24 protein-coding genes and 1 tRNA gene are annotated in these 24,383 nt (G+C 71.1%); 13 read left to right on the top strand and 12 right to left on the bottom strand.

The features are described from left to right. Positions 1–36: 36 nt before the first annotated feature. From JOD65_RS13860 to JOD65_RS13805, 12 genes are all read left to right on the top strand, one after another. Entirely contained in the window at positions 37–1,317 is a 1,281-nt protein-coding gene (locus JOD65_RS13860) for a cytochrome P450 (RefSeq protein WP_191197326.1), read from the top strand. A 17-nt stretch (positions 1,318–1,334) separates the two neighbouring features. Further along, positions 1,335–2,342, top strand: coding sequence for a patatin-like phospholipase family protein (locus JOD65_RS13855; RefSeq protein WP_191197327.1), 1,008 nt, complete (start codon positions 1,335–1,337; stop codon positions 2,340–2,342). After that, the gene (locus tag JOD65_RS13850; RefSeq protein WP_191197328.1) at positions 2,339–2,911 is read left to right on the top strand and encodes a hypothetical protein; all 573 of its coding nucleotides are present in this window, start codon (positions 2,339–2,341) and stop codon (positions 2,909–2,911) included. The genes JOD65_RS13855 and JOD65_RS13850 overlap by 4 nt, the downstream gene beginning before the upstream one ends. After that, positions 2,908–3,444 carry a hypothetical protein gene (locus JOD65_RS13845; RefSeq protein WP_191197329.1) on the top strand — a complete coding sequence of 179 codons (537 nt, stop codon included), beginning with the start codon at positions 2,908–2,910 and terminating at the stop codon, positions 3,442–3,444. Before JOD65_RS13850 ends, JOD65_RS13845 begins: the two co-directional genes overlap by 4 nt. Before the next feature lies 1 nt (position 3,445). Further along, positions 3,446–4,855: a Dyp-type peroxidase gene (locus JOD65_RS13840; protein WP_191197330.1), complete on the top strand. Its 1,410-nt coding sequence runs from the start codon at positions 3,446–3,448 to the stop codon at positions 4,853–4,855. A gap of 86 nt (positions 4,856–4,941) precedes the next feature. Beyond that, entirely contained in the window at positions 4,942–5,448 is a 507-nt protein-coding gene (locus JOD65_RS13835; protein WP_191197331.1) for a hypothetical protein, read from the top strand. Positions 5,449–5,635: 187 nt separating this feature from the next. Beyond that, a complete protein-coding gene (locus JOD65_RS13830; RefSeq protein ID WP_191197332.1) occupies positions 5,636–6,595 on the top strand; it encodes a hypothetical protein in 960 nt (319 codons plus the stop codon). Positions 6,596–6,690: 95 nt separating this feature from the next. Next, a complete protein-coding gene (locus JOD65_RS13825) occupies positions 6,691–6,990 on the top strand; it encodes a hypothetical protein (protein WP_191197333.1) in 300 nt (99 codons plus the stop codon). Between the two features lie 117 nt (positions 6,991–7,107). Continuing rightward, entirely contained in the window at positions 7,108–9,423 is a 2,316-nt protein-coding gene (locus JOD65_RS13820) for a zinc metalloprotease (RefSeq protein WP_191197334.1), read from the top strand. A gap of 333 nt (positions 9,424–9,756) precedes the next feature. Further along, positions 9,757–11,238, top strand: a complete 1,482-nt coding sequence (locus JOD65_RS13815; RefSeq protein WP_191197335.1) for a PASTA domain-containing protein — start codon at positions 9,757–9,759, stop codon at positions 11,236–11,238. Further along, a complete protein-coding gene (locus JOD65_RS13810) occupies positions 11,235–11,876 on the top strand; it encodes a hypothetical protein (protein ID WP_191197336.1) in 642 nt (213 codons plus the stop codon). The genes JOD65_RS13815 and JOD65_RS13810 overlap by 4 nt, the downstream gene beginning before the upstream one ends. 144 nt (positions 11,877–12,020) lie before the next feature. Beyond that, positions 12,021–12,314: a site-specific integrase gene (locus JOD65_RS13805; protein WP_191197337.1), complete on the top strand. Its 294-nt coding sequence runs from the start codon at positions 12,021–12,023 to the stop codon at positions 12,312–12,314. A 36-nt stretch (positions 12,315–12,350) separates the two neighbouring features. On the opposite strand, the gene JOD65_RS13800 is transcribed toward JOD65_RS13805, so the two are convergent. After that, positions 12,351–12,424 (bottom strand) — tRNA-Pro (locus tag JOD65_RS13800). Positions 12,425–12,640: 216 nt separating this feature from the next. Between JOD65_RS13800 and JOD65_RS13795 the strand changes: the two genes are divergently transcribed. Next, positions 12,641–13,321: a M23 family metallopeptidase gene (locus tag JOD65_RS13795; RefSeq protein ID WP_191197338.1), complete on the top strand. Its 681-nt coding sequence runs from the start codon at positions 12,641–12,643 to the stop codon at positions 13,319–13,321. Positions 13,322–13,333: 12 nt separating this feature from the next. Here JOD65_RS13795 and der read toward each other — a convergent pair whose 3' ends face one another. The 11 genes from der to JOD65_RS13740 form a co-directional block, all read right to left on the bottom strand. Continuing rightward, a complete protein-coding gene (der, locus tag JOD65_RS13790) occupies positions 13,334–14,701 on the bottom strand; it encodes a ribosome biogenesis GTPase Der (RefSeq protein ID WP_191197339.1) in 1,368 nt (455 codons plus the stop codon). 6 nt (positions 14,702–14,707) lie between these two features. Then, a complete protein-coding gene (locus JOD65_RS13785) occupies positions 14,708–15,457 on the bottom strand; it encodes a lysophospholipid acyltransferase family protein (RefSeq protein WP_191197340.1) in 750 nt (249 codons plus the stop codon). Continuing rightward, positions 15,454–16,140 (bottom strand): (d)CMP kinase, encoded by a 687-nt coding sequence (gene cmk / locus JOD65_RS13780; protein WP_191197341.1) that lies wholly within the window; start codon positions 16,138–16,140, stop codon positions 15,454–15,456. The genes JOD65_RS13785 and cmk overlap by 4 nt, the downstream gene beginning before the upstream one ends. Before the next feature lie 11 nt (positions 16,141–16,151). Continuing rightward, the gene (locus JOD65_RS13775; RefSeq protein WP_191197342.1) at positions 16,152–17,237 is read right to left on the bottom strand and encodes a prephenate dehydrogenase; all 1,086 of its coding nucleotides are present in this window, start codon (positions 17,235–17,237) and stop codon (positions 16,152–16,154) included. Further along, a complete protein-coding gene (gene aroH / locus JOD65_RS13770) occupies positions 17,230–17,607 on the bottom strand; it encodes a chorismate mutase (protein WP_191197343.1) in 378 nt (125 codons plus the stop codon). Before aroH ends, JOD65_RS13775 begins: the two co-directional genes overlap by 8 nt. 25 nt (positions 17,608–17,632) lie before the next feature. Continuing rightward, positions 17,633–18,436, bottom strand: a complete 804-nt coding sequence (locus JOD65_RS13765) for a pseudouridine synthase (protein WP_191197344.1) — start codon at positions 18,434–18,436, stop codon at positions 17,633–17,635. A 49-nt stretch (positions 18,437–18,485) separates the two neighbouring features. Continuing rightward, entirely contained in the window at positions 18,486–19,292 is an 807-nt protein-coding gene (gene scpB / locus JOD65_RS13760; protein ID WP_191197345.1) for an SMC-Scp complex subunit ScpB, read from the bottom strand. Next, entirely contained in the window at positions 19,289–20,194 is a 906-nt protein-coding gene (locus tag JOD65_RS13755) for a segregation and condensation protein A (protein WP_191197346.1), read from the bottom strand. Before JOD65_RS13755 ends, scpB begins: the two co-directional genes overlap by 4 nt. Continuing rightward, a complete protein-coding gene (locus JOD65_RS13750; RefSeq protein WP_191197364.1) occupies positions 20,191–20,532 on the bottom strand; it encodes a hypothetical protein in 342 nt (113 codons plus the stop codon). Before JOD65_RS13750 ends, JOD65_RS13755 begins: the two co-directional genes overlap by 4 nt. Positions 20,533–20,534: 2 nt before the next feature. Continuing rightward, positions 20,535–21,443 (bottom strand): ParA family protein, encoded by a 909-nt coding sequence (locus tag JOD65_RS13745; protein WP_307821172.1) that lies wholly within the window; start codon positions 21,441–21,443, stop codon positions 20,535–20,537. Between the two features lie 299 nt (positions 21,444–21,742). Beyond that, entirely contained in the window at positions 21,743–24,358 is a 2,616-nt protein-coding gene (locus JOD65_RS13740) for a DEAD/DEAH box helicase (protein WP_191197347.1), read from the bottom strand. Positions 24,359–24,383 lie beyond the last annotated feature (25 nt).

Genomic DNA, 24,383 nt, shown 5'->3' with positions numbered 1-24,383 from the left:
CTTGCTCGGCGACGACACCTTCGGTTCAATAAGCAGATGGAGGCGCTCTGGCGCGCGACCAGGGACCAGGTCCAGACGGGGGCCGGCGCGCGGCAACGCGCGGCCACAGGCAGGCTGCAGCAGCTGGCCATCACGGCACCTCAGCGCTTCTTCGACTTCCGGAACGTCAGCGGCCTGTCGTGGCTGCGCCACCGGCGGCCCATCGTGCGTGTGGGCGACGCAGTCGTGGTCAGCCGCCGGGAGGACGTGCTGGGCGTTCTCGACGACACGACCACCTTCGCGCCGCCCTACACCACCGGCCTCGCGTCCGGCTTCGTGCTGGGCCTCACCGGCGAGGACTATCGCCGGCACCACCGTGCACTGGAGGGCCTGCTGCGACCGGGCGACCACCAGCACCTCCGACAGGACATGGCGAACATCGCCACCGCTGCCGTGGCATCGGCCGATCCGAACGGGATGGCTGTCGGACGAGAACTGGTCCGGCCCGTGCTGATCGATCTGGTTGCCCGATACGTCGGGATCGGGCGGACACCACCCGACGTGCTGCTGGACTGGAGCCGCGCGATCTTCCAGGACATCTTCCTGAACAACGCGAACCTGTCGCAGATCCACCGAGCAGGCGACGGCGCGGCCGCGGAGGTCAGGCACGTCGTCGAGACGGCGCTGGTCGAGCGTCGTTCGGTGCCGATCCGCGATCGCCCTGACGACCTGCTGACGCGGATCATGGCCGTCGAGCGGGCTCCGCAAGGCCCGGATGGCCTGAGCCAGGCGGAGATCGTCGACAACATCATCGGCCTCGCCATCGGCTGGTTCTGGCACGCGACGAAGGCGGCAATGGTCGCGATCGACGGCCTGCTCGACCGCCGCGACGCCCTTGTGATCGCCACGGCAGCGGCGCGCGACAGCGACATGGAGCAGCTGCAGCGCGTGCTGTGGGAGGTCCTGCGGTTCCGTCCCGTGCAGGTCGGCCTTCCCCGCACGTGTCCCGACGGCGCGATCCTGGGCAGGGGGACCCCGTACGAGACCGTGGTCCCGCCCCACGCGTTCGTCCTGGCCGGCACCCACTCGGCCATGTGGGACGACTCCGTCGTCCCGGATCCGGCCAGGTTCGACGTGACCCGGTCGGAGGGCCAGTACCTCGTCTTCGGGAGCGGCCCCCACCGCTGCATGGGAGAGGCCCTCATGCGCGGTCAGCTGCCCGCCATGTTGGCTCCGCTGCTGGCCGTGGACGGGCTGACCCGCGCGGCCGGGCGACGCGGACGGCTCACCTGGGTCGATGCCAGTCCTGACGAGCTGTGGGTCCAGTTCTCCCGATAGGCCAACAAGGAGGCACCGTGTACCGGATTCTCTCCCTCGACGGTGGTGGGGTACGCGGCCTCGTCCCCGGTCTGATCCTCAAGGGGATCGAGGAGCGCGCCCGCTGCAGGACCGCCGACATGTTCGACCTCGTCGCTGGGACGTCCACCGGCGCGATCGTCGCGCTCGGCTTGCTGCGGCCGTCCATGACCGGCCGGCCGGCGCGGACGGCCCAGGAGGTCGTCGACTTCTACCTCGCGGTGAGCCGCACCATCTTCCGCCGGTCGTGGCGGCACCGAATCGTGTCGGCGAACGGCTTGCTCGGACCGAGGTACGACGCTGCCGCCCTCGAGAGGAGCCTCGAGGAGGAGTTCGGGAGCGCCATGCTGGCTGAGGCAGTCCAGGAAGTGCTCATCACGTCCTACGACATCAAGGCGCGCGAACCGCGCATCTTCAAGTCACGGGAGATGACGATCGACGGTCGCCAGCAGGTCCAGCTGATGAAGGACGTGTTGCGCGCGACTGCGGCAGCGCCGACGTACTTCTCACCTGCACGGCTCATCGAGGACGGCTGTGACCTCCACCTCGTCGACGGCGGCACGGTCGCCAACAACCCCACGCTGTGCGCGTACGCGCACGCGATGGACCTGGTGATCCGGGGCGTCTCCGACTTCGCGGCCGACGAGGTGGTCGTGCTGTCGATCGGCACCGGCGCTGTCGGATTCGACTTCGCGACGAGGTCGACGCTGCACGGTGGCGCGCTCGGTTGGGCAAAGCCGCTGTTCGACATCGTGCTCGATGCACAGGAGGACGCCGTGCACTACCAGATGAAGCGCCTGCTCCCCGAGGGCGAACGATACTTCCGTCTCCAGCCCGAGCTTCCCCAGGCGGTCGACGGCAGACGGACCCGGGTGAACGAGATCGACAACGCCGGTGCAGAGAACCTGCGCCACCTGAGGTCCAGTGCCATGGAGCTGCTCGCCGACACGGACACGATCGACAGGATCGTGGACGCCTTCCGTCCGACGGCGGGCTCGAGGCAATGACGCAGGACACCCCGGGTCGCCCCACCCGGCCGGCCAACGGCGCACTGACCGTCATCACCCCGCTCGCGCGGCGCGGACCGGTCTTGCTGAAGGCCCAGTTCGTCGCGACCCGCCTCAAGCCCTCCCTCAAGGGGCTGCAGCACTTCGACTCCGTGTTCTTCTCCAACTGGAACATCATCACGCGGCTACCTGCCGTCGGGGACGAGGTCATCGAGCGCGCTTCCCCGCGCGTGATGCTGTGGGAGGTGGCGTACAGCGCCGAGGTCGACCCGTACATCGAGTCGTTCGTGCACGGCATCGCCGCGAACATCAGGCGAATCTGGGGGACGTCGCTCGGTTTTCCGGGGTCCAGCTCGGTCGGCAGCGTGCGGGACTACATCAAGAAGCACTCGTGGGACATCGGGTACCTCTACTGGGCCTACCCGCACGCCACCGTGCGCACGATCGAGTCCGCGCTGGCGGTCGCCCGGGAGCACGAGTTCCTGACCGAGGCGGCCCGCTCGTCCACTCCCGAGGAGTTCGCCCGCCTCTACCGCGGCTTCCTGGTGCGCCGGGGGACGGATCTGTGACGGCGGGCTGGCCGCAGACCTCGATCTCGGTGCTGACGCCCGTCACCCGCGGCCGCGAGGCCGAGCTGCGCGATCACCTCCGGTCCCTCCCGCGGGACGAGAAGAGCCCCTTCGCACGTCTCGACTCGATCCACCTGGCGCGCCTGGTGCTCGTCGGCGGCCCGAACGAGCCCGCCGGCCGGAGACGCAAGCCGCTGGCGAGGCGTCACCTGCTCTTCAGCGTGGTCGCGAACCGACCTCCGGAAGCCTTCTTCGAGGACCTTCGCAGCACGTGCGGCACGGACGCCGACCGGATCTGGGGATGCTGCAACGGCTACCCCTGTGATGGCGCAGCGACGGAGTTCGTCGCGTACATGGAGACCCACCGGCTGCCCGCCCAGCAGACCTACTTCGCCTTCCCCGATGCGACCGTCAGCAAGATCGAGTCCGCGCTCGCGCTCCGCAAGCAGCACGCACGGTTCGCGATCTGGGCCCAGGGTGCCGACCCCGTCGACCTCCTCAACAGGTTCCGCTCCTGGGACGGGAGTGCCTGACATGGGCCGCCATCTCGACCTGCCCGACATCCAGGCCAACATCCTGCACTCCTACGGGCACGACCCCGGCCGTGCGGCCTACTTCCTGCTCCGCTTCGACTCGCCCGGACCCGGTCGCAGGCTCCTCGGAGCCCTCCTTCCCGACCTCACCCCCGCCACCTCCAGGCGACCCAGCGTGGGCACGACCGTGTCGATCACCCATGCGGGGTTCGGCGCGCTCGGCATCCGCCAGTCACTGCTCGACGGCTTCCCCGAGCCGTTCCGCGAGATGTCGCACCCCAAGACCGCCCACGCACGCGCTCGCTCGCTCGGCGACGTCGGTGCCAGCGACCCGACCCTCTGGGAGGAGGGGATGGGCACCGGCATGGGGCAGGTGCACGCGATCGTCACCCTCCACGCCACGCCGGACGAGTACCCCCGGACGTACCGGGACCTGGAAGCAGTCCTCGCGAAGGCGGACGACGTCGCGGTCGTCGCCGTCCAGGAGGCCGAGACGCTACGGCACATGGTCGAGCACTTCGGGTTCGCTGATGGTTCCTCACAGCCCGCCGTCGAGGGCGTGGTGCCAACCGATGACCCGCTCGTCCGCGGCGGCGGAGTCCCGCTGCGCGACGGCGGCTGGCGCCCCGTGAAGCCCGGGGAGTTCATCCTCGGCTACTGGGACGAGGACGGCGCGGTGCCTGACGCGCCGGATCCAGCCTTGGTGCGGAACGGGTCGTACGTCGTGTGGCGCAAGCTGCGCCAGCACGTCGGCGCGTTCCGGGCCCGCCTCCAGGTGGCGGCTGAACAGGCTGACCTGCCGGTCGAGCTGATGGCGGCGAAGACCGTGGGACGCTGGCGCGACGGCCTGCCGCTCGAGCTGGATCCGTGGCGCTCCGTCACGCACGACCTCAGCGACGACGCGGCCCGCCTGCCCCCGAACGACTTCCGCTACCTCCCCCACGACCGCGCAGGCGAGATCTGCCCGCGGGGCGCACACATCCGGCGGACCAACCCTCGCGACTCGATCGAGTTCGGGACAGCGGTGCCGGAGACCGGCCTGCTCACCGCGCGGCACAGGATCATCCGACGCGGCATGCCCTACGGCCCTCCGTTGCCGACGGAGGCGTCCGGCGACGACGCGGTGGACCGCGGGCTGGTCTTCGTCTGTTTCCAGGCCGACATCGAGCGACAGTTCGAGGTCATCCAACGGGCCTGGTGCTGTGACGGGGACGCCTTCTTCCTCGGCGAGGACCAGGACTTCCTGCTCGGCAACGAGAACGCCAGCGGCAAGATGGTCATCCCCGTGCGGGACGGTCCGCCCAGGTTCGTCACCACCGAGCCGGACCTGGTGGTCACCCGAGGCATGGAGTACCTCTTCGCGCCGGGGCTCGCGGCGCTTCGGGGCCTCGCCGACGGGAGATTCTCCTAGTCGGCGTGCCGATGTATCACGGGACGTCCCAGGACTCTCCGCAATAGCGCAACCTGCCCCAGGCACACCCATTGCGAGGAGACCCCATGTCCACACGCCGCAACGCCTCCGTCCTTCGGCACCTCTGCCGGCTGGTCGCCACGCTCATGGCGGCCGCCCTTGCCACCGTCGGCGTCACGGCGGCGACGACCACCTCCGCCTCGGCACTGTGCGCCGCACAACCGATGGTCGGCGACTGGCGCAACACGAACACCGCCACGCGCTCCACGACCCGCGTCGTCGTCGGCTTCCACTGCGGCGACCAGATCCTGTGCGACGAGAACGGCAACTGCACCGGTGGCCAGAGCTACTTCACGCTCCGGCCCTTCGGCAGCTGCAGCCCGACCGACTGCGACTGGGGGACGCGCCGCGCGTACGAGATGTCGGACAGCTGGCAGCGTGCGACCTATTCCTACAGCTGGGCCACGAAGGCGGTCTGGGTGAAGACCTACACCTACTCCGGGCGGCTGTACCTGCGGGTGTGGGTGCACACGGACTTCACCGCGGCCGACTGGCGGACCGACTACACGACCGATGAGTGGTTCCTGAAATGAGCCGAGCACGCGCTGACGAGACGGAAGGAGCAAGCCGATGACAACGACCCGCACCACACAGGAGTCAGCCCCGCCACGGCCTTCCGACCGTCGGTGGCCCACCGCAGAGGCTGCTGACGACAACGAGGAGTCCCAGGGACGTCAGCGTCGCCGTCGGACGCGCCGGGTCTGGTCGCAGGAGGTCCTGGTGCGCGCCGCCGTCCTGGAGGCGCGCCTCGAGGCGATGCGGCTCGACAGGGACCTGTCGGCCGGCGAGACCCAGCTCGCTGAGCGGGCCGAGGACCGGCTCAAGCACGCTGCGCTCGCGGCGACGCGGGTCCAACCGACCCGCAGCGTCCGCAACTGGTGGCGAGGGGCACACGTTGATGCGGCCTACCAGAACCTCCACGCTGCGGAGATCCTGATGACGTCGCTCTACGACGACGTCCACGCCGAGGCAGAAGTGCCCGAGGCAATCGCCCGCGTGGAAGCACGGCTCGACCGGGACGACCCCAGGCGCGCCGCCGCCTTCGCCCTCCAGTCCGAGGCACAGTCTCCGGAACAACGCCGCGCCCAGCTGGCCAAGGCGGTCCAGGTGGGGTTCGAGGCCGCCGACTCGGAGTACAAGCGTCTGCGCAGCTTCCGCAACGCCGTCCTGGGGAGTGCCGCCATCCTCGGCGTCACCCTGATCGCCGTCGTGGCGTACGCATGGAACAACCCGGAAGCACTACCCATCTGCTTCAGCGAGGCACAGGAGGTCTGTGCGTCAGGACTTGGCGATCCGTCCAAGGCGGACGTGGGGATCGTCGCATCCCTGGGGGCGCTCGGTGGGCTCCTGTCCGCGATCATCTCCATCAGGAACATGCAGGGGACCTCGGTCGCCTACGACGTCCCCACCGCACTGGCCGCGCTCAAGCTGCCGGTGGGGGCCCTGACGGCCGTGGGCGGGCTACTCCTCGTCGCCGCACACTTCATCCCCGGGTTGTCCAACCTCGACAACCAGCAACAGATCCTCGCCTACGCCTTCCTGTTCGGAGTCGCACAGCAGCTCTTCGTGGGATTCGTCGACAAGCAGGCGCAGGAGCTGCTCTCCCACGCACCCGGCAAGGCTGCGACCGCGAGTCGTCCCGAGCGCGGCACCTTCCCCGGCGCACCGACGCCGCGATAGGAGCTGGCCCATCGATCTGTGGTGGCGTTCGGAATGGTGGGATCGTGGTACCCCATGACCTCGTCCTCGAGCCCACGAGGTGAAGGGAGACGCCGATGACCGGGATCCATGTCTACCTGGAGAACGGCTTCGACCACGATCTGGTGGTCCTCGTCGCCAGCGAGGACCACCACACCGACCCCGACGTGACCACACGTCACCAGGTGGGGCTGGCGACCGTCGTCGAGCTGGACGTCCCGTCCGACGCCCGAGCGACCGTGCAGATCACCGTTCCCGAGCGGGGTCTCTCGGCCGAGGTCGGACTGGACCCGGCAGCCACACCGCACGTGCGAGTGAACGTCACGGACGGTTCGCTGGACGTGCTGCCGCAGGCGACGCCACCGATGTTCGCCTAGCCACGAGCCGTACGCCGCGTCGCGCTGCCTGCCGGTCGTCTAGACGGGTGTATCTGGTGGTCGTCCGGCGGCTCCGCTCCAGGTGGAAGGTCACCACCCAGAAGAGGAGCGCCCACCATGTCCATCGATCTCAGCCGCGCGTCCGACGAGGACTACCGCACGACACGCAACGCGACCGCCGAGGTCGCTGCAGTCCCCGACGCGGTTCCCGACGTGTACGACGACGCGGATCACGGGGGGCTCGCCGCGGCGAAGGCCCCCCTCTCGCCCATCCCGTTCCCGCCGATCCTGCTGCGCCGCTCCGGCGTGTACCGCGTCGATCGGCCCATCGTGCTGCCGCCGGTACCTGTGCCCATTCCCACTCCGCAGATCCCCCCGTTCCCGCCGATCACCCCACTCGGAGCATCCGCTCCGGACCAGGCGGGGAGCTCCACCAACGGCCAAGAACCGCACGCCGGCACCGCTGAGGACGCTGTGGCTCCACTCGTTCCGGTACCATCGATCACACCGCTGTTCGGTTCCGAGGAGCTGCGCGTCGACATCGACGGAGTGAAGCCGACGATGACCATCAGCGGCACCATCACCCGACTCTTCGGAGGCAGGCTCACCTGGATCGCCCGGGTGAAGAAGGACCCAGCGACCGGGACATGGTCAGGTCCGATCAGCTACCGCGACGGCAACGCCTCGCTGCGCCCGCACACCACGGTGACGGTCAAGCTCACCGGAGGCCCGTTCCTTCCCTCGAACAGGAAAGCCACCGCGACCTTCAGCGGCGGAACCGCATCCCCTGTCACGCACACCTTCAGCTTCCAGAAGGCCGCGTTCCGAGACGTCGCGTTCGAGTACGACCGGGTCAGCGACGCCACCGCGGTGACCTCGCACAACCCCGCCACCCACCCGAACCGCTCCCCCTCGGCGCCCGGCTCGACGTTGACACTGGAGACCGCCTACTCCCGCCTGGGGTTCCAGGTGACGAAGACGGGCGGGGACTCGGTGATCCCCAACCCGCCTGGCTCCGCCTGGTCCGACCAGGAGATGCACGACGCGATGCAGGCCCACTGGTCCCGTTGGGCCGACGCGCCCCAGTGGGCGATCTGGGTCCTGTTCGCACGACTGCACGACCAAGGCACGTCGCTCGGCGGCATCATGTTCGACGACATCGGCGCCGCCCAACGCCAAGGCACCGCCATCTTCAGCGACTCGTTCATCTCGCAGGCGCCCAACGGCGAGGTCCACCCCGGCCCGTGGGTCGAGCGCATGAAGTTCTGGACCGCCATGCACGAGATCGGTCACGCATTCAACCTTGCACACTCGTGGCAGAAGTCGCTCGGCACAGGGTGGGTCTCCCTCACCGACGAACCCGCCGCACTCAGCTTCATGAACTACCCGTACAACTACCCGGGCGGCCTGGACGCATTCTTCGCCGCGTTCGACTACGGGTTCAGCCCGGACGAGCTGCTCTTCCTTCGCCACGCACCGGAGCGTTTCGTCAAGATGGGCGCGGCGCCGTGGTTCGACAACCACGGGTTCGAGCAAGAAGCGTACGAGCAGCTGCGTGCCGCCGTGACCGGGCCGCTCGAGCTGGAGCTGCGCGTGCACCGCGAGCCGCGCTTCGAGTTCCTCGAGCCGGTCGTCCTGGAGCTGCGGCTCAAGAACGTCTCGTCCACGCCGGCCGTGGTGGACGACAACGCTCTGCAGGGCGACGGTCTCGCGATCGTCGTCGCCAAGGACGGCGGCGAGGCGAAGCGGTGGCTGCCGTTCGCGCGGTACTGCACCGCGCCCGCGCCGCGCGTCCTCCAGCCGGGCGACGCCATGTACGCCTCGGTCTTCGTCTCTGCGGGCAGCGGTGGCTGGCTGGTCAGCGAACCCGGCTCGTACACGGTCTACGCCGCCACGGAGGCACAGTCGGGCGCCACAGCGGCGCTCAGCAGGCCGCTGGGCATCGTCGTCGACCGACCAAGCGGAACCGAGGCCGAGCGGCTCGCCGACGACATGTTCACCAAGGAGGTGGCCCACGTGCTGGCCTTCGGTGGATCACGCGTGCTGACCTCCGCGAACGACACCCTCCGCGAGGTGGCCGAGCGGCTCCCCGAGTCGGCCGCGGCTGTCCACGCCACTGCCGCCCTCGGCGCCCCGAAGGCGACCGACGGCAAGGTGCTCGCCCTCGGGGACGCAGGCACCGAGGTCGTGGAGGTCGTCCCGGCCGACCCCCACGAGGCGACCCAGCTGCTCTCCGCGTCGCTCGGTGACTTCGATCGAGCCGCCGACTCGCTCGGTCACATCGCCGTCACGAAGCAGACAGAGCGGCTCGCCGCCGCCATGGAGGACATGGGCGACACGACAGCGCGAACGGACCTGCTCAACGCCTCCGCGGACGTCCTGGCCCGACGCGGCGTCCTCCCAGGAGTCGTGGAGGAGCTGCGGTCGCGCTGACCCTAGCTGCGAACCAGGGGCCCACGTGGACCGTGACGGTCCTGCGACGGAGCAGCCTCATCGCCGCCCGACGGGGGTGAGGCTGCTCTGCAGCAGAAGCCTGGGTCGCCCAGGATCCAGACGGCCCGAGCGGGACGGGCGGCACGCACATCCCTGTCCGAGCCAAGGAAGCCTTTCCGCCGGACCTGGGTTGGCCCGCCCCACCGTTTCGCGGGGTCACCGCCCCGACGCGCCTACCTGGCTGATGTCTGTTCCGACTCGGACCGACCGTTCCAGGCGGCCACCAAGCCGCATGCGTGGTCAGGGAGATCGATGGACTGCCCGAGTGTTGCCATGACGCCTCGGCGGGAGGAAAGTTGGAAGGCACGGCCACATGGTTCACCGGGGGTAACAGTGTCCCGCTCGCCAGCGCCTCGTAAGCGAGCACGCCTCGCCGGGCTCGTGGGCGCGCTCCTACTGGTCCTGGCGGGGACAGCGTCCGCCGTGGCGATCCCGTCACTCAGCCTCGACCGCGACGAGTCGCCTCCTGGGGCGTTGGTGCCTTGGACGGCGAGCGGGTTCGACGGATGCCTACCGATTGACGACGTGCAGACCGACGGAACCCTGGCCCTCCTGTGGGACGGCGATCAGGAGTTGGTCCGGGAGGAGCTGGCCGGCGGCTCGGCAGCCGGCACCTTCGTCGTCCCGGAGTCCGCCCAGCTGACCGAGCACCGCGTCACAGCGCAATGCGTGTCGGACGGCGCCCTTGGCGACACCTCGAATCTCCTCGTGACTGCGCCACGAGAGCCAGACGTCGCGGTACCCAACGTGGTGGGCCTGACCCGGGCCGAAGCCGAGCAGGAGATCAGGGCTGCCAAGCTGGTGCCTGGGGTCGTCACGGGCACCGGTGACTTCGTCGAGGATCAGCAGCCTGCCGCTGGCTTGCTGGTGCAGCCGCTCAGTCGCGTCGACCTCGACCTCGGCACCCCGCCGGTCGAGGACGTCGTGGTCGTCCCGGACGTGGTCGGCCTGTCCGTGGCGTCGGCACGGGCCGCGCTGGAGTCGGCCGGCTTGCTGCTGGGCAGCATCGCCAACCCCGGCGGCGGCAACGTGCAGGAGCAGCGGCCTCTGGCGGGGCAGGAGGCGGCGCCTGGCGACTCGGTCGCCGTCACCCTGGGCCTGCCCCCTACGACAAGGGTGCGCGTACCGGACCTGCGCGGCCTGAAGCTCGCTGACGTCCCTGCGGTGCTGGACCGCCGTGACCTCGAGCTTGGCGTGGTAACGGGCACCGGCGGCACGGTGCGGGGACAGCGCCCCGAGCCGGGTGGCCTGGTGCCAGTACGGAGCGAGGTCAACGTCAGCGTGCAGAGCGGGCGTCGGCCCGTGCGCGTGGTGGTGGTGCCCGACCTTGTCGGGCTCACCGCCGACGAGGCGCGCGATTTGCTGTCGAGCGTCGGCCTCTTCCTGAGCCAGCCCGACGGCGACGGCGACGGCGACGGCACGATCAGCAGTCAACAGCCGGTGGCACGCACCCACGTCGCCGTGGGCTCGACCGTCACCGTCATCGTCGAAGACGACTCGCCGTGGGCCATGGTCGCCGGCATCGGGGCAGCGACGCTCCTGGTGGCAGCCGCCGGCGCCACCGGCGGTCGGGCGCTCAAACGCCGGGGCGACCAGCGGTGGGTCGCCAAGAACCTCGCGCTCGACCCGGTGTCCGGCCGCTCTGAGGAGCACGTCGCCGAGCGAAGCGCCGACGAGTCCCCGCAGACGCGGGTGCTACGTCTGACGCCACACCGAGACCTCGGCACTCAGACCGTCCAGGAGGTCGAACCATGACCAGCACCCGCATCGGTAACCCCACCACCGCCCGCAGCCTGCTCTTCGACGAGCGCGACAACGGCGAGCCCCGCGACGCCGGAGAGGCGATCCGCGGCCACGACCACGCGCGCCACAGGCTGGAGGTGGTCCGGCGCCTGGCATCGTCGGTCGCCGACCACATCGACCGGGACGTCGGCGCCATGGCCGACGACCTCGTCGACCTCGACCTCGGCGACCTGCTCGTGGCGGGCTGGCGCAGGCACAGCCGGCTCGTTGAGGCGGCGCGACGTACGGCGGCCGCACCGGGTACGGAGGAGGTGGCGCTGCTGGCGACCCACCGAGTGACATCCGTGCACCACCCACACGTCGACCTCTACGTCGACGACACTTTCATCAACTCCTTCGAGTTCCTGCTGGAGGTGCACTTCGACGTCGTCGGTGCCGCCGCGGTGGTGCGCGCAGGAGAGCTGGTCGCCTTGCACGGCGGTGAGTGCACCGTCACGGCCCGGCTCCTGCTCGAGGATGCCCAGCTCGCCAAGCGCCATGCGCGAGTCAACAACCTCGCCGTGATGGTGGTGCTCGATCCACCACGCCCGTTGCTTACAGCTCCTCCTGCCCGTCACAAGTCCGGCCCGAGCGGGCTCGGCGCACGCTGAGTCCTCTACGCCTGACCGAGCGCAGGCTCCGGTGGCTCCCCCGGTCGGTGCGGCTCCACCGGTGACGGCCACCACACCAGCGGCCACGGCGGCGTCACCTGGCAACACGTGAACAACGTGGAGCGCCGCTGGCGGCAGATCCCCATGGACACCGCTCTCGAGTGGGTCACGCCCCACACGTTCTGCAAGACGGTGGCGACCCTCATCTCGGAGCGGGTCGATGCCTTGACCGCCTCCCAGCAGCTCGGCCACTCCTCCCCCGCCATCACGCGCGAGTTCTACATCTCGAAGCCTGCGATCGCCGCTGATGTGGCGCACGTCCTGCACGAGCTGGCGCCCAAGCTCCCGACCCCGACCCCGACCCCGACCCCGACCCGGAACGGGTGGGGAGCAAGTGCGGAATGGCTCTTTCGGGTTCGAATGACGAACCGGCCCTGACCCTGCGTTTCCGCTGGTCAGAGCCGGTTCTCTCGGTCGGGCTGACAGGATTTGAACCTGCGACCCCTTGACCCCCAGTCAAGTGCGCTACCAAGCTGCGCCACAGCCCGAGTGCTCCTGGCACGAGGCCTGCGGAGCGATGGGAAGACTACCGCAGGGCTTCCGCGGTCACGGAATCGACCCGCCATCCACCCAGCTCCCCCCGTGTTCGCGCCACCTTGCCGGGTCGCCACGGTCGTAGTCCGAGTGGGCCATTTGTCGCCGAACGCCGTGAGCGCCGGCCCGTGCGGCCCGACCATGGACCGTCGACCTGTGGGGGTTTCCTGATGCCAGCTGTGCCACGCCTCGGCCTGGTGGTCGCCGCCCTCGCGGCGATCGTCGGGACGGGCCTCGTCGCGCCCGCCGCCCAGGCCGCACCCGAGGCGGTCGTGCGCGAGGACAGCGGTGAGGCCGAGGCCGTCGCGCAGGCCGTCGCTCTGGCCGAGCAGCTCGCCGAGCGCCAGCACAGCCTGGCGACCCTCAACCAGGCCGCGGACGCCCGCGACCGGGCGCTCATCGGCTATCGCGCCGTGCTGGCCCGCTACGGCTACGACGGCGACCCGGACGCGGTGCGTGCCGTGCTGCCGCTGGCGTCGTACGACCTCTCGGCCGGCTTCGGGCTGACCGGTCCGCTGTGGGAGGCAGAGCACGGCGGCCAGGACTTCAGCGCGTACGCCGGCGAGCCGCTGGTCGCGGTCGCCGACGGCACCGTCACCGAGGTCGCGTACGCCGGGCCCTACGGCCTGCGCACGATACTCACGCTCCCCGACGGCACCGAGGTCTGGTACTGCCACCAGACCGACACGAGCGTCGTCGCCGGCCAGCAGGTCGGCATCACCGACGTCATCGGCAGCGTGGGCTCCACCGGCAACTCCACCGGCCCGCACCTCCACCTCGAGGTGCGCCCGGCCGCCGGCAGCCCGGTCGACCCGATGGACTGGCTGCAGGCCCAGGGCCTCGATCCCTGAGCAGCGGCGAGGTCAGCGCTTGCGCTTCTCCCGCGGCTTCTGCTCGATGACGATCGGCGTGCCGACGAAACCGAACTCCTCGCGCAGCCGCCGCTCGATGAAGCGCTCGTAGGAGGCATCGAGCTTGCCGCTGGTGAAGAGCACGAACGTGGGCGGGGCAACCGACGGTTGGGTCGCGAACAGGATCTTGGCCTGCTTGCCACTGCGCACGGGGTGCGGGTGCTCGGCGACCAGGCGCCCGAGGAACGTGTTGAGGGCGCCGGTGCCGATGCGGGTCTCCCAGCCCTCGAGCGCCTTGTCGATCGCCGGGACGAGACGGTCGACGTGCCAGCCGGTGCGGGCGGTGAAGTTGATCCGCGGCGCCCACTTCAGCTGGACCAGGTCGCGCTCGATCTCGCGCTCGAGGTAGTAGCGGCGCTCCTCGTCGACGAGGTCCCACTTGTTGAAGGCGATGACCATGGCGCGGCCGGCGTCGCGGATCGTCTGGATGATCCGCATGTCCTGCTCGGAGACCGTCTCGCTGGCGTCGAGCACCAGCACCGCCACCTCGGCGCGGTCGATCGCGGTCGTGGTGCGCAGCGAGGCGTAGTACTCGTGCCCGGACGCCTGGTTGACCCGCTTGCGGATGCCCGCGGTGTCGATGAAGCGCCAGGTGCGGTCACCGAGCTGGATCAGCTCGTCGACCGGGTCGACCGTGGTGCCGGCGGCGTTGTCGACGACCACCCGGTCCTCCTTGGCCAGCATGTTGAGCAGGGACGACTTGCCGACGTTGGGCTTGCCGACGATCGCGATGCGGCGCGGGCCGCCGACCTCCTCGAACGACTCCTTCGGCGTCTCCGGGAGCGCCGCGAGGATCGCGTCGAGCATGTCGCCGGACCCGCGGCCGTGCAGCGCGGACACCGCGAACGGCTCGCCCAGGCCGAGGTTCCAGAGGCCGTAGGCCTCGGCCTCGGTGCGCTGGTCGTCGACCTTGTTGGCGGCCAGGACGACGGGCTTGCCCGACTTGCGCAGGATGCGTACGACGGCCTCGTCGGAGTCGGTGATCCCGACGGTCGCGTCCACGACGAACAGCACGGCGTCGGCCAGCGTGACCGCCACCTCGGCCTGGCCGGCGATGCGCTCGGCGAGCCCGCGGGCGTCGGGGTCCCAGCCGCCGGTGTCGACCACGGTGAAGGCGCGGCCGTTCCAGTTGGCGTCGTAGTACACGCGGTCCCGGGTCACGCCCGGGCGGTCCTCGACGACGGCCTCGCGGCGCCCGATGATCCGGTTGACGAGGGTGGACTTGCCCACGTTGGGTCGCCCGACCACGGCCAGGACCGGGGTGGGCCCGGTCGGCTCGTCGGTGGACGCGGCGTCGACGCCGGCGTCGTACTCAGTCATGGGTGATCACAGCTCTCTGGATGGCTCGACGAGCCCGGTGTCGGGGTCGTCCTCGGATTGTCCCGCAGGAAGCGGCCCGGGCAAGGATCGGCGCGTGTCGGCGAGCGCGGTGGCCAGCTCGGACAGCAGGTGCCCCCGGAGCAACACCGACGTGGCCGCCACGTGTTCCCGGGTGCGTGGCCACGGCTGCTGTGTCGTCCGCCACGGCCGCCCGAACACCAGGTCGACGGTGTCGCCGCGCGCCGGGAGGGCGTTGGCCCCACCACCGGGCGGACGGGTGCCGAGCATCGTGACCGGCACGACCGGGGCGCCGGTGACCAGGGCGAGGTAGGCGGCACCGTGGTGGAAGCGGTGCAGCTCGCCGTCGCCGCGGGTGCCCTCGGGGAAGATGCCGGCCACTCCCCCGTCGCGCACGACGCGCAGGCACGAGCGGATCGCACCCGGGTCGGCGTGGAACCGGTCGAGCGGGATCTGGCCCGAGGCCCGCAGGAAGCGCCCGAGCCGCCCCTCGAACATCTCCTGCTTGGTCAGCGCGTGGACGGGCCGGGGCGAGAAGACCGCGAGGAGCGGCCCGTCGATGATCCCGATGTGGTTGCTCGCCAGGATCACGCCGCCCGTCTCCGGCACGCGATCGGCGTGGTGCACGACCACCGGCCACCGGGTGCGGACCAGCCGCGCGGCCGGGCGACGCAGCCGGTGCAGCAACCGGGTGGCGGGGTGCTCGTCGGCGCTGGCCGGCAGGTCCGCCCGGGTCACGCTGGTCGTGCCTCCGCCAGCGCGACGATCCGGTCGATGACCTCGGCGAGCGTCAGGTGCGTGCTGTCGACGTGGACCGCGCCCTCGGCCATGGTCAGCGGCGCGGTGGCCCGCCCGGAGTCGATGCGGTCGCGCTCGAGGAGGGACTGCTGGGTGCTGGCGACGTCCGTGCCGCCCTGCTCGGCCGTACGACGCTGCGCGCGGGCATCGGGGTCGGCGCTGAGGTAGACCTTGACCTCGGCCTGCGGCCACACGACGGACCCGATGTCGCGGCCCTCGACGACGATGCCGCCCCCACCGATGGCCTCGCGCTGAAGGTCGAGCAGCCGGGCACGCACCTCCGGCACGGCGCTGACCGGGCTGACCGCGGCGTTGACCTCGTCGGCTCGGATCTCGACCGAGACGTCGGTGCCGTCGACGGTGATGGTCGGGCCGAGCGGGTCGGTGCCGGACTCGATGGTGGGACGTCCCGCAGCGGCCGCGACCGCCGCCGTGTCTCGTACGTCGATGCCCTCGCGCAGCAGCCACCACGTCATGGCCCGGAACATCGCGCCGGTGTCGAGGTAGCGCAGGCCCAGCCGGTCGGCCACGCCCCGTGAGGTGCTCGACTTCCCCGAGCCGGACGTGCCGTCGACGGCGATGACGAGGGACCCGGTCTGTGCGGTGCTGTCGACGGTGCTCACGGGCGAGAAGGTTACCGGTGGGTCGTCCACCCGCGGGATTCGAGAGCGGCCAGCAGCGGCTCGGCGCTGCCGCGCTCGACGACGAGCTCGGTGAGGCCGACGGGGCGTCCCGGGTCGTGGTCGATGTGGACGTCCTCGATGTTGATGCCGATCTCGCCGGCGTCGCCGAAGAGGCGGGCAAGCTCGCCCGGGTGGTCGGGCACCGCGACGAAGACCGAGCGGGTCGGTCGCGCCGGGCCGCCGTGCTTGCCGGGGATCGCCGCCGTGCCCGCGTTGCCGCGGGTGAGGATCTCGACGAGGTCCGGGCCCGAATCGGAGGCCACCGCCGACATGAGGGCGTCGAGGTCCGCGCGGACCTCGGCGAGGAGGTCGAGCACGGCCTCGGAGTTGGCCTCCAGGATCTGCTGCCACAACTCCGGGTCGCTCGCCGCGACACGCGTGACGTCGCGGACGCCCTGCCCCGAGAGGGCGAGGTGCTCGGCCGGGGCCGCTGCCAGCCGTCCGGCGACGAGCACGGCGGCGAGGTGGGGCAGGTGGGAGATGCGGGCGACCGCCCGGTCGTGCTCCGCCGGCTCCATCACCAGCGGCGCGGCCCCGCACTCCAGCACCAGGGCCTCGACGAGGCGTACGGCGTCGGGGCGCGCGTAGGGGTGCGGCGTGACGGCCCAGGGACGTCCGTCGAAGAGGGCCGCGCTGGCGGCGAGGGGTCCGGAGCGCTCGCTGCCGGCCATCGGGTGCGAGCCGACGTAGCGGGCGAGGTCGTCCGGTCCGACCCGGCCGGCCACCTCCTCGAAGGGGGCGGCCTTCACGCTGCCGACGTCGGTGACGACGGCGCCGGTGCGGCTCAGGGCGTCGACGATGGCGTCGCCGACCGAGGCGGGCGGCACGGCCACCACGACCAGCTGCGGTCGGTCGTCCGGCGCCGCCGCGCGTCCCGCCCCGAGGCCGTGGGCGGTGCGGAGGTTCTCCTCGGAGGTGTCGCGCAGCACGACCTCGATGCCGAGCCGGCTGCACACCAGGGCGATCGACGTGCCGATCAGGCCGGCACCGACGACCTCCACCGGCCCGGTCAGGGCCGGCAGGTCGTCGTCAGTCATGGCTGGTGGTCCGGGCCAGGTCTCGGCGCAGGTTGGCCGCGCCGTGGAGGTAGGCGTGGGTGATCTCCGAGCGCGGCAGGTCGGTCTCGACGTGCGCCATCAGCCGGACCACCCGCGGCATCGAGCCGGCGATCTCCAGCTCGCGGGCACAGACCAGCGGGACGTCCGAGAAACCGAGCTGCCGTGCGGCATAGGCCGGGAACTCGCTGGTCAGGTCGCTGGTCGCGGTGAAGATGATCGAGATGAAGTCGTCGACCTCGAGGTGGTTGGCCTCCATCACGTCGGTCACCAGCTCGGCGACCCGGTCCAGCATGTGCTCGCGAGTGTCCTCCTCGAGCTGGGTCGCCCCACGCACTGCTCTCACTGCCACCCGACGAGCCTAGCCGCGTCCGGAGTCAGAGCTGCGCGCTGTCCATCAGCTCGCCCAGCTCGGCCATGGTGAGCTCGCGCATCTCCCCCGACCGCAGCCGGGCGAGGGTGACCGGTCCGATCTGCGTGCGGGTGAGCCGGCGCACCGGGTGGCCGACGTGGGCGAGCAGGCGCCGCACGATGCGGTTGCGCCCCTCGTGGATGGTGAGCTCGACGATCGAGCGGTTGCTGCCCTCGCGCCGCGGGTCACCGCCGAGCACCCGGGCCCGGGAGACCGTGACCGGACCGTCCTCGAGCGTCACGCCGGCGAGCAGCTCGCGGATCGTCCGGACGTGGACCTCGCCGTCGACCTCGGCCACGTAGGTCTTGTCGACCTCGTGCGAGGGGTGCGCGAGGTGCTGCGCGAAGTCGCCGTCGTTGGTGAGGATGATCAGGCCCTCGGTGTCGGTGTCGAGCCGGCCGACGTGGAAGAGCCGCTCGGGCCGCTCGGCGACGAGGTCGCCGAGGGTGCGCCGGCCCTCGGGGTCCGACATCGTCGAGACGACGCCGCGGGGCTTGTGGAGCACCAGGTAGACCTTGTCGCTGATCGGCGGCAGGCGCTTGCCCTCGACCCGGATCACGGCGGTGCGCGGGTCGACCTTGGTGCCGAGCCGGGTGACGACCTCGCCATCGACCTCGACGAGGCCGTCGAGCATGAGCTCCTCGCACTTGCGGCGGCTGGCGACACCGGACTGCGCGAGCAGCTTCTGCAGCCGGATCAGGCCGTCCTCGTCGGTGTCGGGGCGCTGCGAGGCGGGCTGGTCGTTGTCGGGTGCGTCGTGCGGTCTCATTCGGGGTCCCTGCGGAAGCGCGAGCGATGCGAGTGGTGTCGTGGGGTGGTCAAGAGATCTCGGTCCCGCCGTCGGGCTCGGTGCCGTCGCCGGAGTGGGGCGAGGCGTGGCGCGGAGCCTGCTGCGGCTGCTGGGGAGCGGGCGGTACGTCGACGGGAGCCGGCTCGGCAGCCGGCTCCGGCGCAGGCTCGGCGTCGAGCCCCGCGACGCTGGCCAGCTCGTCCTCGAGGTCGTCCATGTCGGGCAGGTAGGGCGCGAGCTCGGGCAGCTCGTCGAGCGAGGTGACGCCGATGCGCTCGAGGAAGTAGGACGTGGTCCGGTAGAGGTTCGCGCCGCTCAGCTCGTCCTGGCCGGCCTCCTCGACCAGCCCGCGGGTGAGGAGCGTGCGCATCACGCCGTCGACGTTGACGCCGCGGATCGCCGACACCCGCGCGCGCGACACCGGCTGCTTGTAGGCGACCACCGACAGCGTCTCGAGGGCGGCCCGGGTGAGCCGCGCCTGCTGACCCTCGAGCACGAACGACTCGACGACACCGGCGAACTCCGGACGCGAGTAGAAGCGCCACCCGCCGGCCACCGAGCGCAGGTCGAAGCCGCGGCCCTGCTCGGCGTACTCCCCCGCCAGGGCCTCGAGGGCGGCCTCGACCGCCTCGACCGGGTGCCCGACCACGGAGGCCAGGCGCACCGTGCTCAGGGGCTCGTCGGAGACCATCAGGATCGCCTCGAGCGCCGGGCGCAGCTCGGCGACCGCCACGTCCAGCGTGTCGACCCCGGCGTCGGCCTCAGCAGCCGTCCCGGTGTCGGCGCCCTCGACGGGACCCGGGTCCGGCTGGGTGCTGTCGGGCTGCTCGCTCACTGGTCCTCCTCGGGCTCGTCGGCGGCTGCCGACGGCATGGGTGCATCATCGTCGCCCGGCGGGGCGCCGTCGAACTCGTCGTGGATGTCGACCTCGCCGTCCTCGGCGCCGGTCCAGCGCACGGTGAGCTCGCCCAGTGGGGTCACCTGGTCGAAGGACACCGCTCCCTCGCGGAACAGCTCGAGCAGCGAGAGGAAGCGGGCCACGGTGGTGAGCCGGTCCGGTGAGTCGCCGCACAGCGCCCGGAAGGTCATCGTGCCGCTGCGGCGCAGCCGGTCGACGACCAGCTGGCCCTGCTCGCGGACGCTCACCTTGGCGGCGTGGATGTGCTGCAGGGACACCTCGAGCACCGGCTTGGGCTCCAGCGCCCTCGCCGCCAGCCGCGCGAACTCGTCGAGACCGATGCCGATCAGCACCTCGGGCAGCAGCGTCGCGAACTGCTCCTCGAGCCCCACCGCTCGCGGGTGGCGGCGCGACTCCGAGGACAGTCGCTCCTCGAGGACCGAGGCCACCTGCTTGAAGGCGCGGTACTGCATGAGCCGGGCGAAGAGCAGGTCGCGCGCCTCGAGGAGCGCGAGGTCCTCCTCGTCCTCGACGTCACCCTGCGGCAGCAGGCGGGCCGCCTTGAGGTCGAGCAGAGTCGCCGCCACCACCAGGAACGACGTGGTCTGCTCGAGGTCCCAGGCGTCGCCGAGGTTCTTCACGTGGGCGATGAACTCGTCGGTGACCTGGGACAGCGCGACCTCGGTGATGTCGAGCTTGTGCTTGGAGATGAGTCCGAGCAGCAGGTCGAACGGGCCCTCGAAGTTGTCCAGGCGTACGGCGAACGCCGGGGCCTCGCTGCCCGGCTCGAGCGCGCCGCCGGGCGAGAGGTCCGGGACAGCGGGGCGGGCGGTGCTCACTCGTCGAGAAGCCGCTGCACCAGCGCGCTGTCGGCGCCCTGGGCCTCGAGGTCGGCGAGCACGAGCGCCAGCGCCTCCCGGACCAGGCGGCCACGGTCGACGGCGAGGCCGTGATCGCGACGCATCGTCAGGCGGGCGTGCTCGATGTCGAGCAGCTCGTCGGAGGTGACGTAGACCGTCATCTTCTCGTCGTGCCGCACGCGGCCACTGGGCTTGCGCGGGCCGTCGGGCTCGGCGTCGTCGGCCACGGCCCGGACGCGGCGCTGGCGCTGCTCGGGAGCGGGGTCCGCAGTCGCGGGGTCGGAGGTCGGCCGGAACAGGTCGTCCGCGGCCGGCATGCTCACTCGGCGGGCCACCGGGTCAGCACCTCCTTGGCCAGCTGGCGGTAGGCGTCGGCGCCGGCCGACGAGGACGCGTAGGCCGTGATCGGCTCGCCGGCGACCGTCGCGTCGGAGAACTTCACGGTGCGGCGGATGACGGTGTGGAAGACCTTGTCGCCCCACGCCGACACGAGGCGCTCCATCACCTCGCGGCTGTGGAGCGTGCGTCCGTCGAACATCGTGCCGAGCACGCCCTCGATCTCGAGCTTGGGGTTGAGCCGCTCGCGCACCTTGTCGATCGTCGTCTTCAGCAGGGCCACGCCGCGCAGCGCGAAGTACTCGCACTCCAGCGGCACGATGACGCCGTCCGAGGCGGTCAGCGCGTTGACGGTCAGCAGGCCGAGCGAGGGCTGGCAGTCGATGAGGATGACGTCGTAGTGCTCGAGGGCCGGGGCGAGCACGCGCTGGAGGGTCTGCTCGCGCGCCACCTCGTGGACCAGCTGCACCTCGGCGGCCGACAGGTCGATGTTGGAGGGCAACAGGTCCATGCCCTCGATGCCGGACGGGACCACGACCTCGTCGAGCACGGTCTCGCGGTCCATCAGCAGGTTGTAGATGGTCAGGTCCATCTCGTGCGGGTGGAGGCCGAGCCCCACCGACAGCGAGCCCTGGGGGTCGAAGTCGACGAGCAGCACCTTGCGACCGAGCTCGGCGAGCGAGGCACCGAGGTTGATCGTGGTGGTGGTCTTGCCGACCCCGCCCTTCTGGTTGCACATCGAGATCACGCGGGCGCCACCGTGCTCGGTCAGCGGCCGCGGCTCGGGGAACACCGGCATCGGACGCCCGGTCGGGCCGAGGGGCTTCTCCGCCTCGAGGGTCGTCGTGGCGCGTGTCTCGAGCGGACGCTCGAAGGGGATCGGCTGGGTCACGGTCTGCTCGTCTCGCGGGGTCGGGCCGGGGTGGGGGGTCTGGTGCGGGTGCGGTGGCCGCACGAGGGGTGGCATCTGCGGGGCACTGCTGCCCGTGTCGTGACCGGGGAATCCCGCACCGCTCATGTCTGCTCCTCGTGCATCCGTCGTGCATCGGCCTGGACCTCGATTGGACCACGCCGGATGCTGTCGACTTTGTCGACACGTCGACAGTTCGCAGATGAGTTCCGGCGGGTCCCGGCCTGCTACCGCGGCGGGACTCTACGCGGTCGTCCGCGCCGTCCGGCGGGTCACCCGGCTCAGAGCCGCCGCATCGCCGCGGTCGCCAGCACCAGCTCACCGGCGCTGTCGGTGGCGTCGCAGTCCACCACCGCCTCGATGACCCAGTCGTGGTGGTCCTCGGGGTCGTGGATCGTCTGGCGTACGTCGCGCAGACGGGCCGTAGTGCCCTCCTCGGCGCCGACCGGCTCCCCGGTCCGCTCCTCCCCCACCACCAGCAGGTCCGGCCCGCGCGCGTCGCCGTCGGTGAGGACGCGGTCGTGCTCGGCGTAGTAGCCCTCCAGCGCCGCGTCCCACACCGAGCGGCCGACGACGACCTGCCGCGGCGGGTCCGTCCGGTCGGCGGCGGCGCGCTCGAGGCGTACCAGCCCGTCGAGGTCGTCGCGCGAGACGGCGTCCACCCGCGCCCACATCGCGTTGCGAAGCATCACCGCGAACGGCCGCTCCTGCTTCGAGAGCGGGCGCGGCGGGGGCGGGGGCTCGTGGTGCGCCACGGCGGAGGACGCGTGGTCGGGGTCCGACAGCGCCTCCCACTCGTCCAGGAGCGACGAGTCGGTCTGGCGGACGGTCTCCCCCAGCCACTCGATGACGTCCTCGACCTCGGGGGCGCGGTGCGACTCGGGCACGGTCTGGCGCAGCGTGCGGTACGCGTCGGTGAGGTAGCGCAGCACCAGCCCCTCGGACCGGGCGAGCTGGTAGCGGCCGACGAAGTCGGTGAAACCCATCCCCTGCTCCCACATCTCCCGCACCACCGACTTCGGGCCGAGCGCGTCGTCCGGGAGCCAGGGATGGGTCTGCCGGTAGGTCTCGTAGAGGGCCTCGAGGAGCTCGCGCAACGGCTGCGGCCAGGTGATCTCCTCCAGCAGCGCCATCCGCTCGTCGTACTCCAGGCCGTCGGCCTTCATCTGGCCGATCGCGTCCCCGCGCGCCGCATGCTGCTGGGCCATGAGGATCTGGCGCGGCGCCTCGAGCACCGACTCGACGATCGAGACCACGTCGAGGGCGTACGTCTCGGACTCGGGGTCGAGCACGTCGAAGGCGGCCAGCGCGAAGTGGGCCAGCGGCTGGTTGAGCGCGAAGTTGTCGGGCAGGTCGACGGTCATCACGAACCGGCGGCCGAACTCGTCGACCTCGGGGAGCCGGGTCACGATGCCGGTGCGCACCAGCGAGCGCGACAGGCGCAGGGCGCGGCGGGCCAGCCGCAGCTGTCCTCTCCGCTCCTCGTGGTTGTCGGTGACCAGCCGGCGCAGGACGCCGAAGGCGTCCTCCTCGCGGGTCACGACGTTGACGAGCATCGCGTTGTCGACCTTCATCCGGCTCTGGAGCCGCTCCGGCACGCCGGCGACGAGCTTGTCGAAGGTCTGCTCGGTCCACACGACGGTGCCCTCGGGCGCCTTCTTGAGCTGCGCCTTGGACTTCTTCTTGCCAGCCGCCTGACGTGCGGCGATCTTGGCCTTGGCCTGCTCGTTCTCGATCACGAAGTCCGGCGCCTGCACGACGACGTAGCCGGCCGTGTCGTAGCCCGCGCGGCCGGCGCGGCCGGCGATCTGCTGGAACTCCCGCGTCCGGAGCACCCGCTGCTTGGTCCCGTCGAACTTGGCCAGCCCGGTGAACAGCACCGTGCGGATCGGCACGTTGATCCCGACGCCGAGGGTGTCGGTGCCGCAGATCACGCGCAGCAGACCGGCCTGGGCGAGGGTCTCGACGAGCCGACGGTACTTCGGGAGCATCCCGGCGTGGTGGACGCCGATGCCGCTGCGGACCAGCCGGGACAGGGTCTTGCCGAAGCCCGCGCCGAAGCGGAAGGCCCCGATCTTCGCGGCGATCGCCTCCTTGTCGACCTTCGGACCGCCGCCCGAGGAGCCGATGCGGGACTTCAGCAGGTTGGTGGCGTGCTCGACGGCCGCGGCCTGGGTGAAGTGGACGACGTAGACCGGGTCCTGGCCGGTCGTCACGAGCTCCTCGAGGGTGTCATCGAGCGGCTCCATCGACCAGCGGAAGCCCAGCGGGACGGGACGCTCGGCGTCGTCGATGACGGCGGTGTCGCGTCCGGTGCGGCGCTTGAGGTCCTCGACGAAGAAGGAGACGTCGCCGAGGGTCGCCGACATGAGGAGGAACTGGGCGTCGAGCAGCTCCAGCAGCGGGACCTGCCAGGCCCAGCCGCGGTCGTGCTCGGAGTAGAAGTGGAACTCGTCCATCACGACGAGGCCGACGTCGGCTCCTCGACCCTCGCGCAGCGCGATGTTGGCCAGCACCTCGGCGGTGCAGCAGATGATCGGGGCGTCCGCGTTGACCGCGGCGTCGCCGGTCAGCATCCCGACGTTGTCGGCACCGAACACCTCGATGAGCGCGAAGAACTTCTCGCTCACCAGCGCCTTGATGGGTGCCGTGTAGAAGCTGACCTTGTCCTGCGCGAGGGCCGCGACGTGAGCGCCGACCGCCACCAACGACTTCCCCGACCCGGTCGGCGTGGCCAGGATGACGTGGTTGCCGCCGAGGATCTCGATGACCGCCTCGTCCTGGTGCGGGTAGAGGCCGAGCCCCTGGTCGGCGACCCAGCCGGTGAAGGCGTCGTAGACGGCGTCCGGGTCCGCGCCCGTCCGGACCCGCGTGTCGAGGCGCACTGGATCCGGCATGCGTCGATCCAACCATCCACGGGTT

The sequence above is a fragment of the Nocardioides cavernae genome (genome assembly GCF_016907475.1).
Taxonomy (GTDB): Bacteria; Actinomycetota; Actinomycetes; order Propionibacteriales; family Nocardioidaceae; genus Nocardioides; species Nocardioides cavernae.
This window is presented reverse-complemented; position numbering and strand designations above follow the sequence as displayed.